This window comes from Chlamydia buteonis (assembly GCF_900634605.1).
GTDB lineage: Bacteria > Chlamydiota > Chlamydiia > Chlamydiales > Chlamydiaceae > Chlamydia > Chlamydia buteonis.
The window spans coordinates 663,051-678,706 of sequence record NZ_CAAAFM010000001.1 but is presented as its reverse complement, the minus strand read 5'-3'; the positions used below and the strand labels follow the sequence as shown (position 1 = coordinate 678,706).

Genomic DNA, 15,656 nt, shown 5'->3' with positions numbered 1-15,656 from the left:
CCGTATCGCGCTCATTACCAACCTCATATCCCTAATTCTTGTTAGGGATTTTCTTTTCTTTATCTTTAACTTATTTATTAAAAAGTATTTTCTTTAATTTTTTTTAAAATAAACAGAAAATAAAAAGTGAAATTAAATAATAAAAAATAAAATTGTTTGTTCGCTTTATATGAATACTTACCTCACGGGAGCGATAATTTTCTGTTGCGTCTTGCTATCCACGTGCATGGTAACAGTATTCGTTTTAACTATTAGCTTGTTACATAGACTGAATAAGATAGTTAAAAATATCAGTAAGATCACGACGATTTTAAATTTTGAAGCTAAGATCCTAGCGCCTTTATTATTAGGGAAAAAGCTTATTTTCGGTTGGTTACGCAAACGCAACAAGCATTTACCAAAAGATATTGAAGATTTCATCTGTGAGGGAAGTAAAAGCAACTGGATGGGAAAGATCTGCCGAGGAGCAAAGTGGGCAGCTGTTGCTATGCTTGTTTGGTGCATATTCCGCAAAAAAGATTAATCTGTCGTAGGGGGAAAAGAAGGTATGTTTAGAAATCACAAGCACAATAAGAAAAGTTGTAAACGTTGGCGTTGGCTCAGAGGCGTAATCTTCGGGGGGTTTATAGCTACATTGCTTACCTGTTTATTCACTCCAAAAAGTGGTGTGCAGTTAAGAAAAAAACTCTCAAGAGTAAAAACCTCAGGAACAAAAAAAGGCAAAACCCTGTTTAAACATTCTAAAGAACATACTAAAGCCTTTGCACAACAAACAAAAACCTTAGCGAAAAATCTAACTAAAGAAATCAAGGATTTCACAAAAGCAATGATCGAAGAAACGAAAGATTAATTTCGCTTTGTCTATCCCCTCTATAGCCTCTAAAGAGAATGCTATCAGCGTCTTTAGAGGCATATTCTCAAGATAGTTAACAAAATAAAATAGACTTTAACTATTCCATGCTTATTAACACATGCTTGGATCAATTTTTTATTTCGATGTATTTATTTTATTCTTCTATGTAAGTTAGATCTCTTACTCTAGACTGCGAAACGACTAGGATTCTGAAACATGAAGCAGACGTTCTTTTGGAAATTTGTATTTCTTTCTTCACTCGCACAAGTTACCCAATTATCAGCTACAGAAGTGGTTCTTCCTTTATCTGGAATACATACAGGTGGAGATCCTGAATTATTTACGATGTTAACTACATCGCCTCAAGGAACTCACTACACACTACGTGGTGAGTTTACCCTTAAAGATTTTCTAGGTCTCAGTATCCATAAACCTGGAGGAGCATTCCGCAACTTAGAAGGAAATCTGACATTTACAGGGAGCTCTCCCTTAGCAGTATTAAACTTCACTAATTTACAACTAGGGGGTCAGGGTGCTGGCGTATTTTCTAAATCCCTTCTTAACTTCGAAAATTTAAAAACCATACGCGTGCAAAACAATCAAAGTACCGGAGGAGTGATTACTTCTAGGCAAGATATGTTTTTCACCAAAAACACTCAACTCCTCTTTGAAAACAATGTAAGCTATGGTCCTGGAGGAGCGATCCTGCTTACAGGAACCCAACCAAATCGCGTAGTATTTAGTGAGCAACGTGGAGTGATTTCCTTTATCAATAACCAAGCAGAAGTAGTAAAAAATATCTCCCATTCAGGAAATGGTGGGGCGATTAGTAGCGAAGTCGCTGGATCTACTATTCTCTTCGACGGAAATCAGGAAATTCTATTTCAGAAAAACCAGGCAAAATTTGGTGGTGGAATTTACAACGCCCAAGGATCTGTAGAGTTTAGTAAGAACAGAAATACAATTACCTTCACAGAAAATCAAGCTTTAGAATCTGGGGGCGCTATTTATACGAATCTTTGTAGTATAAATAAACAATCTGCTCCGATGTGCTTCAGAAAAAATAGTGCTAACCACCTTGGCGGTGCTATTCATTCTCATCAGACGATCGTGAAAAATAATGACGCCGCTATTCTCTTTAGCCAAAACTCCGCAGAAGGAGGTGGAGCTATAACTGCGATAAGTTGTCACCTTATAGCTTCCCAACCAATTATCTTTTCTGAAAATTCTGCAGGGAATCTTGGAGGTGGCGCTATTTATTTAAGTGGTCCGCAACCTCAACTCTATTTACATGCACAAGCAGGAGACATTGTATTTACAGGCAATGTTGCTAAGATATCCACCAAGCACTCTTCAGTCATAAATAATAATGCGATTACGATCAAAGGTTCCCCGGAAAACATTCGGCTCATTGCCAACGAAAACCAATCCATTATTTTCTATGATCCCTTTCTCGCGACGTCACAAAGCTCACATCCTATAAATATCAACTCAGTTGACAATATTTTTCACTGTGGTTCTGTGATTTTCTCTGGAGAGAAACTCCCTTTAGATCGCCAAGATAAAATTAATAAGACGTCTATCTTGAATCAACCTGTCTATCTGCATAATGGGACTCTGTCCATTACAGGTGGTGCTATTCTTGCTGTTCAGGAATTCAAGCAATTCGGTGGAGTGTTAAACCTTAGCCCCGGGTCTATGTTAACAAGTTACAATAGTTTGGGCAAAGATGTAGTCATTTCCAACATTAGTTTTGGTTTAGATGCTGCCCACTCGCATCTTCCTGCTGAGATCCGCTCAGGAAATTCCGAAATCAAACTGTCGGGATCGCCGCAAATTCATGATCCTGACAATATATTCTATGACAACCATAGTTTGGCATCCCAGCCATATCAGATGGAAATCATTTTCAAATCTGACAAAAACATTCATACGGAAAAATTTGTTCCTGAAGAAATCGCCGTACAACAAAATACATATGGCTATCAAGGGGTATGGAAATTTAACTGGTCTGAAGAAGATTCAAAAAAACACAAAACATTAAGAGCATTATGGATCCCTACCGGGACGTTCATTTTAAATCCCGAAAAGGAAGGTTCTTTGGTTCCATCTTCTGTATGGTCAACATTTGCAGGTATGCACGCTTCCAATGATGCCATTCTTGATAACTACCTAAATAATAACACGCTGCTTCCCATAAAGCATATCTGTATTTTTGGCGGTATTGTCTCTAGCATTATGGAGCAAAATACTGATAACTATAACAACTTCTCTACGACACAGGCTGGTCATAATCTTGGGATTAAGCTCCCATTTTCTCCAAATACTGTTGTTTGTGCTACATTTTCACAACTTCACGGTTCCAGTTCTCAAGATAACATTCCGGGGAAAAGTCATTCGCATATGTTGATGGGTACAGTGGCAGCTTTTAAAAATTGGAAAGCTTTATCCTTTCGTTCTTCTGTAAGCTATGCGGAAGAGTCTCATGTTATGAAACATCGGTTTTCTAAAAAGGACATCACCCGTGGGTCGTGGAAAAACCAAGGAGTTCGTGGCAGTGTAGGTTTATCCTATGCCTACCCCAAGGGAATTCGCTGTCTTAAAATCACTCCTTTTGTCAATCTTGAATATACTACAATTAACCAAAATCCTTTCATAGAAACAGGATATGATCCTCGGTATTTTGCTTCTTCACGGTTAAGTAACCTTGCTCTTCCTACAGGGGTCTCTCTAGAACTACGTTTCTTCGGAGCCAAATATTCCCTTTTATCAGAATTTAGCATGGCCTATATTAAGGACTTATTCAGAGAAGATCCTTTAACTACAGCTTCATTAATACTGAATCAGCATTCCTGGAAAGTTGGCGGCGTCTTTATGGGGAAAGAAGCACTAAACCTGAAATTCCGTACCACCTTCAAATGTAAACTGGCTAAGGCGTATTTAGGAATCTCAACCATACAACGCGAAGGGAACACCTTCTCTGGCGATGCTTTTGGCGGTATATCTCTAAGTTTCTAATTTTTCCTTGACTATGAACTTTGTCAGAGATTATGAATAGCTTGCGTCAAGATATTACAGATGGGTTCCTGTCTCCCTAAAGCTTATCTCTAATATCTTGATCTTTCTTGCTCTCTTTTATTATCCCTTGCCTAATTTGCCTTTCTGATTTATCTAACACATATCTAGACAGTGAATATTCGCAGTAGGTTTTTGTTCTATGAAGTGGCTATCTGCTACAGCTGTTTTTGCTGCCGTACTCCCCTCGATTACAGTATTTGGTGAACCTCTTTCGAAAGAATTAAACTCCAGCTACAGAGGGTCGGGATCAAGTGCTTCGGATTCTTTATCAAAGAATTTCACGCAGCAAACACAAGATGACAGCGGAACAACATACACAATTACTGGGAACGTCTCTTTCACAACTTTCACTAATATTCCTGATCCTAAACCTAATCGAGTAGTAGAACCTGATTCTTCTCCACAAAGTAGTACGGGCTCAAGCAAACAAAAGAGTGAGAATAAGTTAAGTACGAGTACTTCAACAGGATATGAGAGTACTTTTACACAACCTCAAGAAAAGTTGTATCATAGCCCAGATGACCTGAATGTTACATCATTTGGTTCGTATGTGTTAGATGGGGATCAGGGAATTTTTGACATAGGGAAGTTCGCAGATAAAAAACCTAACCCTCTAGGTTTCTCATTATCTTCAGCATTTTCTACTGCCGTCTCTACCTCCACCACAGATGCGTCTACTTCTACTCCTACTCCTAAAGGCGGAGGTGCTTTTTACAATGACAAAATGGGTCCTATAACATTCATTACACATGCAGGAAACCCAGGGTCATTATCCTGCTCCCTAATTAAAATGACAGGACCAGGTGGGGCTATATACTCCAAAGGTCCTATATCTTTTGATGGTCTAGAAAACCTTACGTTCCAGGATAATCTATCCCAACAAGCTGGTGGTGCTTTATTTACCGACTCCACACTGACAATTAGGAATATCCTAAACTCTATTGAATTTACAAATAACGCTGCCCGCGTTCCTATCCCTCTGATTCCCCTTCTACCATCAACACCAGCAACTGGAGCTGGAGTTGGTGGTTTAGTTCCTTCTAAATTAAAGGGAACGAATCTATTTCCTAGATACTTCTCTCAAGAATTAATAGCACAAGATGCAGGGACTCAAACACCTACATTCCCAACCTACACGACAGAAACTGCAGGGAATGGAGGTGCCGCTTTTGCTAAAGGCGCTATTGTCATCTCTACTTACAAAGATATGACTTTCCGAGGAAACTCTGCAGAATTTCCTCCCATTATTGATGTAATTAAAGAACAAATCGATGCGCATAACAAAGCAGAAGCTGCAAAATCGGCCGTAGTCCCTGAAAAGGTTCAAGCCTCTGTAGGGGTAGCTAAACAGCAAGAAGAAGAGACTCCTTCTGTTATCAAAGGCTCTGGAGGAGCAATTTTTGGCTTGGATACTATTACCATTAGTGATGGTTCTGAAGACACTCTCTTTATATTAAATACTGCTACAGGAGCTGGAGGAGCCATTTATGGAGATAAAACCATCTCCCTTAATAACATTGCTAACTTAAGGTTCCAAAGCAACTCCGCAGATACGAGAGGCGGAGCAATTTATTCAAAAGGGAATCTTACAATACAAGATTCCACCGTACTCACACAATTTAATGCGAACAGTGGGAAAACAGGTGGTGGGGCTATCTATTGCCTAGGGGACGTAACCCTGACCAACCTTTCTCAAGTCCGTTTTGGTGTTAACAAAGCTGGAAACTACGATCTCAAAATTACTATTCCAAGCAAAGAACCACCTGTTGCTCAAGCACTGTCTTCCTCAGTAGCAGAACAACCAGCTCCCAAGCCTCTTGTACCTCCTTTAGGAAAAGGTGGGGGTATCTATGTTGAGAAAGCTTTCACAGTTTCTAATATTACTTCTATTTTAGAATTTATAAATAACCAAGCCACAGATCATGGTGGGGGTGCGTACGTCAAAGGGGCACTAAATTGTAGTAATTCTCACAGAATACAATTTACAACAAATACCTCAAAAAAATCTGGGGGCGGGTTGTATTGCGAAAGCGATGTTACCTTTACCAACCTCACAGGGAAAACACTCTTTCAAGGCAACACAGCTACAGAAAATGGTGGCGGTATCTGTCTAGCTGAAACCAAATCTCTAACCTTATCAAACTTAGAGAGTTTTTGTTTAGTCAACAATACCTCAAGCAAAAGTGGTGGTGGAGCATACATTCCTAAAGCGCTTTCTTTTACATTCCCCAATCCGAATACTTCCTCTTCTACAACACCAACTATAGTTCCTGTCTTTGGAAGTGCTGTTATCACCGGCAACAAAGCCACAGAAAATGGTGGCGGTGTCTACACAACGCAAGCTTCGTTGACTAACCTTGAATTAATCGATATCGGTCAAAACTCTGCTAAAAATGGTGCTGGGCTGTGTACGACAAGCATTCCAGCAGGTGTCTTAGCAATTGCGGCACAACCTGAAGAAGAGTTAGACTTTAAAGTTGATTACGTCATTACAGCCAACGTAACAAAAAACAATGCTACAGAAAGTGGTGGGGGCGTTTATGGGAAAAAAGGGAAGATCTCTCGTCTAGACCATCTAAATATTACCGGGAACTCTGCAGGGAAATCCGGTGGTGGGCTGTATTTCACAGAAGCATTGACTCTTGAAGGTATAGAAATTTCACAGATTTCAGATAATACCGCAAAAGAGTCCGGTGGGGCTATCTATGCCAAAGTACTTACCTGCACTAACCTTCCTGATGGATTAACTGTAAGCAATAACAAAGCCGAAGTTACCTCAACTACTAAATCAGATCCGCAGTCTAGTGTTCCTACAGACATTGCCGGTGGAGCTTTCTCTGCTGAAACCCTTACCTTAACAAATCTGAAAGGCAGTTGTACCTTCTCTGAGAACAAAGTTATTGATAATAACAAAACAGCAAGTTCTGATAGTCCTGCTGATCCTAATATTCAAGGTGGGGCTATCTATGCTAAGACCAAATTCACACTTCAAAATAGCTCAGGAAGTGTAACCTTCTCAGGAAACTCGGCGACAACACAACGATCTACTACAACAGGACAAATAGCCGGAGGGGCTATTTATTCTCCTACTGTGACAATTACCAATTGTTCACAACCCATAAATTTTGTAGGCAATTCTGCTTTATGCACTCCAGCAGAACAGCCTGCTGCAGAAGGTCGTGCAGGAGGTGGCTCGCCTAAAGCAACCTTTGGTGGAGCTATTGCAGGAACAACCAGTATTACATTTACAGGAAACCAAGCACTATTTTTCAAAGGAAACTCTGCGGATAATGGTTCAGCTATTGGATGTAAAAACGGTTCTTCCCAAAACGGTACAATAACATTCTCTGACTCTATGTTCTGCTCCTTTGAAGGGAATACAGCTAAGAATCGCGGTGTTATCTATGCGGATACGTTATCCATTCCTCAAGGACACATGAACTTCTCTAACAATAGCTCTGCTAACGACGGTAGTGCTATTTACTTCACAACAAAAGCGGATATCACAGCAGCTTCTTCTATTCTGTTCCTGGACAATAAGGTAACTCTAGCTCAAACTCCAGCACAACAACGCTCGCAGGTTAAAAACCTGGGTGCAGCGATCTACGGAGAAGGAAATAGCAGCACTGATGCTATACTAAACCTTACAGCCCTAGGCGGTAGCATTACATTTAAAAATAACCAATGCGTACCCATGGGACAAAAATCCATGCCTTCTTTCTGCAGTATTACAGGAAAAGTTAAACTCACTCTTAACGCTGCCGCAAATCAATCGATTAATTTCTATGATGCTGTAAGAACTCAAACAGTTAAGTCCTCCAATAATAGCTACGAAACTCTAGATATTAATAAAACATCAAATGGAGGTACTACTACCAAGTACACAGGAACTGTATTATTCTCTTCAGAATACCACGAGAATAAATCGGTCATTCCGCAAAAGGTTGTCTTACATGACGGGACCTTAGTCTTAGGGAAAAATACAGAGTTAAACGTTGTTTCCTTCGATCAAAAACCCGGCTCTTTACTTGTGATGGGACCCGGTGCGGTACTTTCTACTCAGCTAAAAAGTGGAGAACCATCAGCGGCAACCGGGGGCATAGCTATTAATAACCTCACTATTGATTTTAGTGATATTATCTCAGAAAATGGAGATGCTTCCCCTCCTGCTTTAAAATTAGGTGTATCACCTGTACCAGCGGCAGTGCATAGAGCTCATATTGCAAAAAACAACGCGCTGCCCAGAGCAGATGCATCCAGTCCCGACGTAACTCAGGAAAAAATCTATTTAACAGGCACTCTGACTCTTATCGACCCTTCAGGAACTTTTTACCAAAATCCATACTTAGGGGAAGATCGTCAGATCGAGTTGCTCAAGCTACCGACAGAAAGTAACAAAGTAGAGATCTCTGGCCTCACCTTAGCAGGAGATACAAAACCCCTAAAAGGGTATATTGGCTCTTGGACACTAGGACCAGGTGATCAAAACGGCACTCTCAAAGCCAATTGGAAGTTTGAGGAGTACCGCCGCTGGATCTACATCCCTCGAGACAACTACTTCTACGTGAACTCTATCCTCGGTTCTCAAAACTCCCTCATTGCTGTAAAGCAGGGTATTGTGAACAACATGCTGAACAATGCACGTTTTGATGATGCTGCTTACAATAACCTTTGGTTATGTGGTATAGGCTCGTTCTTGCAAAAAGAACAAGGAGAAGAATCAAGATCCTTCTCCTATCATAGCCGAGGGTATTCATTGGCTATTGATGCTAAACCACGCCCTGAATTTATCCTCGGAGCCTCATTTAGCCAGGTGTTCGGCCACGCTAAATCAGAAAAAGCTGTAGATAATTACAAACATAAAGGTTCTGACCACTCCTTCCAAGGGACATTATATGCCGGTAAAGCGTTCTATTTGCCTTATAAGCGCACGAAAGCCCCTCGACCCATACTGTTTCAAGGGATAATGACATATGGCTATATGAAGCACGATACAACTACCTATTACCCATCAATTCATGAGCGCAATATTGGAAATTGGGAAGATCTTGGTTGGCTGTTTGATATGCGTATGGTTCTCGACTTAAAAGAACCTACGCAAAACTCTACAACAAGATTCTCTTTCTACTCTGAAGCCGAGTATACAGGAGTACGCCAAAAGCAATTTACAGAGCTTGACTATGATCCTAGAACATTCGACTCCTTCGCCTACAGAAATCTTACCTTACCTTTAGGTTTCGTTATTGAGGGTGCACTAATGCAATATGATATTCTTATGTATAACAAGTTATCCCTTGCTTATGTACCTGTGGTTTATAGAAACAAGCCTAAATGTAATTACAGAGTTAACTCTACAGGGCAAACTGGGGAAATTTATGGTGTCATCCCAAGCAGAAATTCTGGAAGAGCTGAATATAGCTCGCAAATATATCTTGGCCCTTACTGGACGTTATATGGCACGTACACTGTAGAAGCAGGGATGTCTTCATTAGTCCAGATTGCCAACTGCGGCGCACGTATGATATTCTAAATAGCTAGTGCAGAGAAAACGTTCTTTTTCAGAGAACTTGTTTTGTAATTGAGAACCTAGATCTAGGTTTCTCAATTACAAAACTAAAAAATACCAAGTGTCTCTATTTCACTTAGGGTTTATCGATCGTAGTATTGACGCATCCTATTAAAGTCGGAAGCATACAACTCATCAAGAAGATAAGCCTTAAATAATCCGGGGCCTTCACAGCGCTCACGAGCCAGCATCCCGCAAAGAGTGAAATATTCTATACCTAATCTCGTGGCTTCAAAAGAATCGTCTATTACTGATCTAAATGCAGCCAGTACTCCTGTTAGAGAACAGCCCATGCCTACAACATAAGACATTAGCGGATCTCCAAGTTCTACAGTTGCGTTACGATTCCCGTCAGTAATAAAATCTATAGCTCCAGAAACGGCAATAGCACAACCGCACAAACACTCTTTAGCTAGAGCGGTGGCCACATCTTTAGCGTCTTGTGTAGAGTTAGTAGAATCTACACCAGGTGTTTTCATGGTGACATCGCCGAAAGAAAGGATCTCACTAGCATTTCCTCGAACAATTGTGGCGTGGGTAAGCAAGTGATGAGATACCTCTGTTCTAATCTTTGTAGCGCCTGAAGCGACTGGGTCAAAAATCACAGGTTTATTTTGTCTTACAGCAAGGTCTATAGCTCTGTAAGCTCTTTGAATGAATAAATGATCTAAAGTTCCGATATTAATATAAACAGCCGAGCTCAATTCTATTAACTCTTCTAACTCTAAATCGGAAACGCTCATAATAGGCGAAGCTCCGATGGCTAGAAAACAGTTCGCTAGGAAATCCATAGAAACGTAATTCGTGATGTTTAAAATTACGGGCTTTTCCTTTCTTAAGCATTGCAACGCTTCGTTCATTCGTTCTAACATCTCAGCCCTCTATCAACAATTTCCCTTAATGCTTTCGTTACTAGGCCTGGGTTTTGTGAACTGTGAAATACTCCTATAGCTGCTATACCCGCAGCGCCAGCTTCAATAACTTCAGATGCGTTGCTTTCGTCAATACCACCGATAGCGACAATAGGATGCTCACAAAGGGAAACAACTTGTTCTAAACCGGAAAAACCCCAAAGATTAGTTGCATCGGGTTTATTTTGAGAGGCAAACATTGCACTCAATCCCAAATAATCAATAGGCAAAGTATTAGCGTTTAGAAGTTGATCGAGAGTATTTACATTCCACCCTATGATTTTATCAGAACCTAGAAGTTCTCTAGCTTCGATAACATCACCGTCTGTTTGTCCTAGATGGACACCTGCAGCATCCAAATCCAAACACATCGATACACTGTCGCTTACAATTAAAGGTATCCCCAAAGGATCTAAAATGGACTTTAATGCTTCTCCAAAACCCAAAAATTCTCTGTACGACAGTTCCTTTTCACGAAGTTGAACAGAGGTTACTCCAGATTGTACGCAAGCGAAAACGAAATCGAGATACTCCTCTACCGAAACATTCTGTTTATTGGTGATTAGAATCAGTTTGAAAAAGTCTTCTTCCAAAGGTTTCTCCCCACATATGCACACGTTTACACAAGAGAGAAGAAGTTGTGGAATATCCCTAAAGAAAACCCTTAAGAACAAAAACGAACACAACTCTCTTGGCAAGTATTAACTTGAGCAGGTTCTAAGAACTTTTTTCATCTAAACAGCAAAGATGCATACGTTTAGAGGTTCTAGAGTATTAAAAAATCAGGATAAGTTAAAGTAAATATCCTTGTTACACAAGAATAAAAAATACGGAGGGATATTTCTCAACTTTTATTTTTACTTAACAAAACAAAAGGGCTAGGAAAAACAAGTTTTCAGGAAACTGGCGGAGAGAGTGGGATTCGAACCCACGGTACGCGTTAACGCACACACGCTTTCCAAGCGTGCTCCTTAAGCCACTCGGACATCTCTCCATTAGCCAGATTAAGGATATTCTTTAGAAAAACTCCCCTTGAAGATATCTCAATATATCCATTTTTATCAAGATTCGTCTGAACACAAAGGATTTTTAAAAAAAATCAACCAAATGACTTTGAATTCACTCTTTATTAAAATTACTGGTCAATAGGATAATGGTCGAATTCATTAATCTACCTAAATCATGCATAGAATATTCATCCTTCTTTTGTTCTTCTTTTCTTGTTCTCGTGCCTTTGGAGAATCTAAACCAGAACAAAAACACGTACTTGTCAGTATAGCCCCTTATAAATTTTTAGTTGAACAGATAGCAGAAAATACCTGCAAGGTATGTTCGATAGTTACCAATAACTATGACCCCCATACCTATGAGTTATCTCCACGACATATGGAAAAAATTCTTCGTGCACAATTATGGTTTCGTATGGGAGAAAACTTTGAAAAGTCTTGTGAAAAACATGTTTCTTGCCCCCAAGTAGATCTGACAAAAAATATAGACATCATTCCTGGACACACAGGATGTTCACACCGATTCCACAGTTTTGACACCCACACTTGGTTAAGTCCGAAAAATCTAAAAATACAAGTAATGGCTATCACAGAAGCGCTATGTCTGCATTTCCCAGAACATACTACGTTATATCAAAGCAATGGGGCAAAGCTACTCAAAACCTTAGAAAACTTAGATTTAGAAATTCAAAAAATTACAGCGGCTGCTAAACAACGTCATATTTTAGTCGCTCACGGAGCTTTTGCGTATTTCTGTAGGGATTACAATTTTTTCCAACATGTGGTTGAAAAAAGTAACCACACAGAGCCCTCCCCTAAAGATGTTGTCCGCGCTGCGCAAAGCATTCGCAAGCATGGGATTTCTTCTATGGTTTTGCTCCGTCATGCTGGGAAACGCAGTAGTGCTATGCTAGCAGAACGCTTCCATATGGATACAGTAAACTTAGATCCCTATGAAGAAAACGTGATATATAATCTAAAAACTATAGCAACCACTTTTGCTAATTTATGACAGTACAAATACTCGTTAAAGATCTTTCCTTTCGCTATGGACCGAAAAGCCCCTGGATTATCAATAAAGTGTCCTTTACGATTCATGAAGGAGACTTTATAGGCATTATAGGCCCCAACGGTGGGGGGAAAACAACTCTAGCTCTACTTGTATTAGGCTTATTGCAACCTACTGTAGGAACTTTAACAACGTTCCCCGCAAATGCAAAAAAATCACAACCTACCATTGGATGGGTCCCTCAGCACTTCTCTTATGATTTTTCGTTCCCTATCTCTGTGAAAGAGGTTGTGCTTTCTGGAAGATTGTCTTTTCTACGTTGGCATGGGAAATATTCTAAATATGACCATGCACTTGCTGAACAAGCTCTTGAAACCGTAGATCTTTTACATCACAAAGACACATGCTTTTCTCATCTATCCGGAGGACAAATACAAAGAGTTCTTTTAGCTAGAGCCCTGTCTTCACAACCTAAACTTCTTATCCTAGATGAACCCACAGCAAATATAGACCCAGAAAATCAACAACGCATTCTACAAATTCTAAAAGAACTGAATACTCAGTGTACTATCCTCATGATTACTCATGATTTACATCATACAACCAGCAACTTCAATAAAGTATTTTACATGAGCAGAACTTTAACCACACTAACGAATACACTGACGATACCCCAAGAGTTCTGTTGTGATTCCTTCGAAAAAAAGGCTGATCTATGATTTCTTTTTTTAATCACCTTCTACCTTCTCTACTCTTTCCCTCTTTACTTGCTGCTTTAGGAGCTTCTATTGCTGGCGGTGTTGTAGGTACATACATTGTCGTAAAACGCATTGTTTCCATTAGTGGAAGTATCTCCCACTCTATTTTAGGAGGGATTGGCCTGACCCTATGGATCCAGTACCGATTGAATATTGAGTTTCCCCCTATGTATGGTGCGATTATCGGAGCGATTATCCTCGCACTCTGTATTGGGAAAATCCATCTCAAATATCAAGAAAGAGAAGACGCTCTTATTGCTATGATTTGGTCTGTAGGTATGGCTATTGGTATTATCTTCATTTCGCAGCTTCCTGCTTTTAACTCAGAATTAGTCAATTTCCTTTTTGGCAATATTCTTTGGGTAACCACCCAAGATCTCTTTAGACTAGGAATTTTAGACGTTATTGTGCTTACAATTGTAGCACTTTGCCATACCCGTTTTCTTTCCTTATGTTTCGATGAAAAATATATGATGCTTAGCCGGTATTCTGTACAAACTTGGTACTTCCTTCTGCTTATCCTAGCAGCAATTACTATCGTAATGTTAATTTACATTATGGGCGTAATTTTAATGCTAAGCATGCTAGTTTTGCCTATATCGATAGCTTGCAGGTTTTCCTATAAAATGGTCCGGATTATGATGATTTCTGTTCTCTTGAACATCTTATGCTCATTTTCCGGGATTGTCATTGCCTATGCTTTAGATTTCCCTGCAGGACCAACAATTGCTATCTTGATGGGGATTGTTTATACGGCTAGTTTATTTGTGAAAAGACTATTAAGTAAGTCGACCCCTTCTCCAGTAAGTCCGGATACTAATACAAACTTCTCAGAAGGGAAGAGTTTTTGAAAACTTTCTAGACGTTCTTGCCTTTCATCGGGAAGAAGATCATCAATCTTGTTTAAAGCTATAATCCTATTCTTGTCTGCGAGATCTTCCCTATAATGTAAAAGCTCATCCATAAGAATACGTAGGTCTTCTTCTGGGGAGGATCTCTCGCATCCGCAAATATCAATAACAAACAACAATAATCTGGTACGCTCAATGTGTCTTAAGAAATCTAGCCCTAAGCCACGATTTTGGTGAGCTCCCTCTATGATTCCAGGAATATCTGCTATAATCCAGGGTTTCTGGTATAGTTTTTCCTGGCATGGAACAAGCCCCAATACAGGCTGAAGTGTAGTGAATGGATAAGCTCCTACCTTTACTTCTGTTCTTGCAAGAGTGTTAAATAATGTAGATTTTCCCGCATTAGGGAAACCCACAAGGCCAATATCGGCTATAAGCTTTAGCTCCAGCTCAACCTGGCGTATTTCTCCAGGCTTGCCGGGAGTTGCTTTCGTAGGAGCGCGGTTTGTGGATGTTTTGAAAAACGTATTCCCCTTACCTCCTTTACCTCCACGACAAACAACTAAACGCTCTCCGCTTTTAGCAAAGTCATATAGAATTTCTTTAGTGGCTACATCTCTTAGTAAAGTTCCTTCGGGAACGATTAAGACGAGGTCTTTACCGTTCTTCCCAGAACGGTTATTTGTGGCTCCCGGTCGCCCGTCTTCGGCTTTTAAAAAACGTATATTTCTATAGGATTCAAAAGAGTACACATGTGTAGCCGACTCTATAACAATAGATCCACCGACACCACCGTTACCGCCATAGGGGCCGCCTTTTGGCAGATATTTTTCCTTTCTCCAAGCGACAACACCGTTACCACCTTTTCCAGCACGCAACTCTATGGTAATCTGATCTAAAAACATTGTGTATTTATCCCCTAAATCGCAAACGCTGTTAAAAATAGAAAAGCCCCATTTTATGCATAAGCAAAAAATAGAGCTTCCTAGACAAACTTAGTTTTTGAAGAGTCCGTAAAACTTATTCTGGAAGAACAGAAATATATGTACGATCTGTCTTCCTAGTGACAACAATACCATCTATTAAAGCAAATAGAGTGTCATCACGACCTCTACCTACATTTTTCGAAGGATGCCACTTAGTGCCTCTTTGTCTTACAAGAATACTTCCCGTGGAAACCCTTTGCCCTGCGCCCACTTTCATACCGAGACGCTTTGACTCTGAATCGCGACCGTTACGGCTTGCTCCCTGACCTTTCTTATGTGCCATTTCAAAATCCTTTAGTTTTCCACTAGTCGATTAAATCACTAGATTGCTAATTTTTACCCTAAGATAGTTCTGACGGTGACCGATCTTACGATGATAATTTTTACGTCTTTTATACTTATAGGCGATGACCTTCTCTCCACGAACTTGAGATAACAATTCACCCTTTACTACAGCATTCTTTACTGTAGGAGTCCCTAAAGAAACTTTAGACCCATCAAAAGTAAACAACACTTGATCGAAAACAACTTCTTGTCCTTCGGAAACACCGTCTAATAATTCGACGTCAATTATATCTCCTTCGGAAACCTGATATTGCTTGCTTCCGGTCTGAATTATTGCGTAAGACTTCATTAA

The 15,656-nt window shown here is 40.0% G+C and carries 12 protein-coding genes and 1 tRNA gene; 7 read left to right on the top strand and 6 right to left on the bottom strand.

The window, feature by feature from the left end; all coding sequences use genetic code 11:
• Window positions 1-169 precede the first annotated feature (169 nt).
• The 4 genes from E1N70_RS03075 (at window position 170) to E1N70_RS03060 (ending at window position 9,461) form a co-directional block, all read left to right on the top strand.
• The gene (locus E1N70_RS03075; protein WP_131744078.1) at window positions 170-523 is read left to right on the top strand and encodes a hypothetical protein; all 354 of its coding nucleotides are present in this window, start codon (window positions 170-172) and stop codon (window positions 521-523) included.
• Between the two features lie 24 nt (window positions 524-547).
• Window positions 548-850: a YtxH domain-containing protein gene (locus tag E1N70_RS03070; RefSeq protein ID WP_131744077.1), complete on the top strand. Its 303-nt coding sequence runs from the start codon at window positions 548-550 to the stop codon at window positions 848-850.
• A 219-nt stretch (window positions 851-1,069) separates the two neighbouring features.
• On the top strand, window positions 1,070-3,871 hold the full coding sequence (locus E1N70_RS03065; protein WP_131744076.1) for a polymorphic outer membrane protein middle domain-containing protein: 2,802 nt from the start codon (window positions 1,070-1,072) through the stop codon (window positions 3,869-3,871).
• A gap of 199 nt (window positions 3,872-4,070) precedes the next feature.
• The gene (locus E1N70_RS03060; protein ID WP_131744075.1) at window positions 4,071-9,461 is read left to right on the top strand and encodes a polymorphic outer membrane protein middle domain-containing protein; all 5,391 of its coding nucleotides are present in this window, start codon (window positions 4,071-4,073) and stop codon (window positions 9,459-9,461) included.
• Window positions 9,462-9,580: 119 nt separating this feature from the next.
• Here E1N70_RS03060 and thiM read toward each other — a convergent pair whose 3' ends face one another.
• The 3 genes from thiM to E1N70_RS03045 all read right to left on the bottom strand — a co-directional run bounded on the left by thiM (window position 9,581) and on the right by E1N70_RS03045 (window position 11,402).
• Entirely contained in the window at window positions 9,581-10,369 is a 789-nt protein-coding gene (thiM, locus tag E1N70_RS03055; RefSeq protein WP_131744074.1) for a hydroxyethylthiazole kinase, read from the bottom strand.
• Window positions 10,363-11,001 (bottom strand): thiamine phosphate synthase, encoded by a 639-nt coding sequence (gene thiE, locus E1N70_RS03050; protein WP_131744073.1) that lies wholly within the window; start codon window positions 10,999-11,001, stop codon window positions 10,363-10,365. The genes thiM and thiE overlap by 7 nt, the downstream gene beginning before the upstream one ends.
• A 311-nt stretch (window positions 11,002-11,312) precedes the next feature.
• Window positions 11,313-11,402, bottom strand: a tRNA-Ser gene (locus tag E1N70_RS03045).
• A gap of 188 nt (window positions 11,403-11,590) precedes the next feature.
• On the opposite strand from E1N70_RS03045, the gene E1N70_RS03040 reads away from it, so the two are divergent.
• Genes E1N70_RS03040 through E1N70_RS03030 form a run of 3 tightly spaced genes read left to right on the top strand, consistent with a single transcriptional unit; the run spans window position 11,591 to window position 14,033 of the window.
• Window positions 11,591-12,427, top strand: a complete 837-nt coding sequence (locus E1N70_RS03040; protein ID WP_131744072.1) for a metal ABC transporter solute-binding protein, Zn/Mn family — start codon at window positions 11,591-11,593, stop codon at window positions 12,425-12,427.
• Window positions 12,424-13,143, top strand: coding sequence for an ATP-binding cassette domain-containing protein (locus E1N70_RS03035; RefSeq protein ID WP_131744071.1), 720 nt, complete (start codon window positions 12,424-12,426; stop codon window positions 13,141-13,143). Before E1N70_RS03040 ends, E1N70_RS03035 begins: the two co-directional genes overlap by 4 nt.
• Window positions 13,140-14,033 carry a metal ABC transporter permease gene (locus E1N70_RS03030; protein ID WP_131744070.1) on the top strand — a complete coding sequence of 298 codons (894 nt, stop codon included), beginning with the start codon at window positions 13,140-13,142 and terminating at the stop codon, window positions 14,031-14,033. Before E1N70_RS03035 ends, E1N70_RS03030 begins: the two co-directional genes overlap by 4 nt.
• Here the strand turns inward: E1N70_RS03030 and obgE are convergent.
• The 3 genes from obgE to rplU all read right to left on the bottom strand — a co-directional run bounded on the left by obgE (window position 13,931) and on the right by rplU (window position 15,653).
• The gene (gene obgE, locus E1N70_RS03025) at window positions 13,931-14,938 is read right to left on the bottom strand and encodes a GTPase ObgE (RefSeq protein ID WP_131744069.1); all 1,008 of its coding nucleotides are present in this window, start codon (window positions 14,936-14,938) and stop codon (window positions 13,931-13,933) included. The genes E1N70_RS03030 and obgE overlap by 103 nt on opposite strands.
• Before the next feature lie 115 nt (window positions 14,939-15,053).
• Window positions 15,054-15,302: a 50S ribosomal protein L27 gene (gene rpmA / locus E1N70_RS03020; RefSeq protein ID WP_006342876.1), complete on the bottom strand. Its 249-nt coding sequence runs from the start codon at window positions 15,300-15,302 to the stop codon at window positions 15,054-15,056.
• Between the two features lie 30 nt (window positions 15,303-15,332).
• Entirely contained in the window at window positions 15,333-15,653 is a 321-nt protein-coding gene (gene rplU / locus E1N70_RS03015) for a 50S ribosomal protein L21 (protein WP_131744068.1), read from the bottom strand.
• Between the last annotated feature and the right edge of the window lie 3 nt (window positions 15,654-15,656).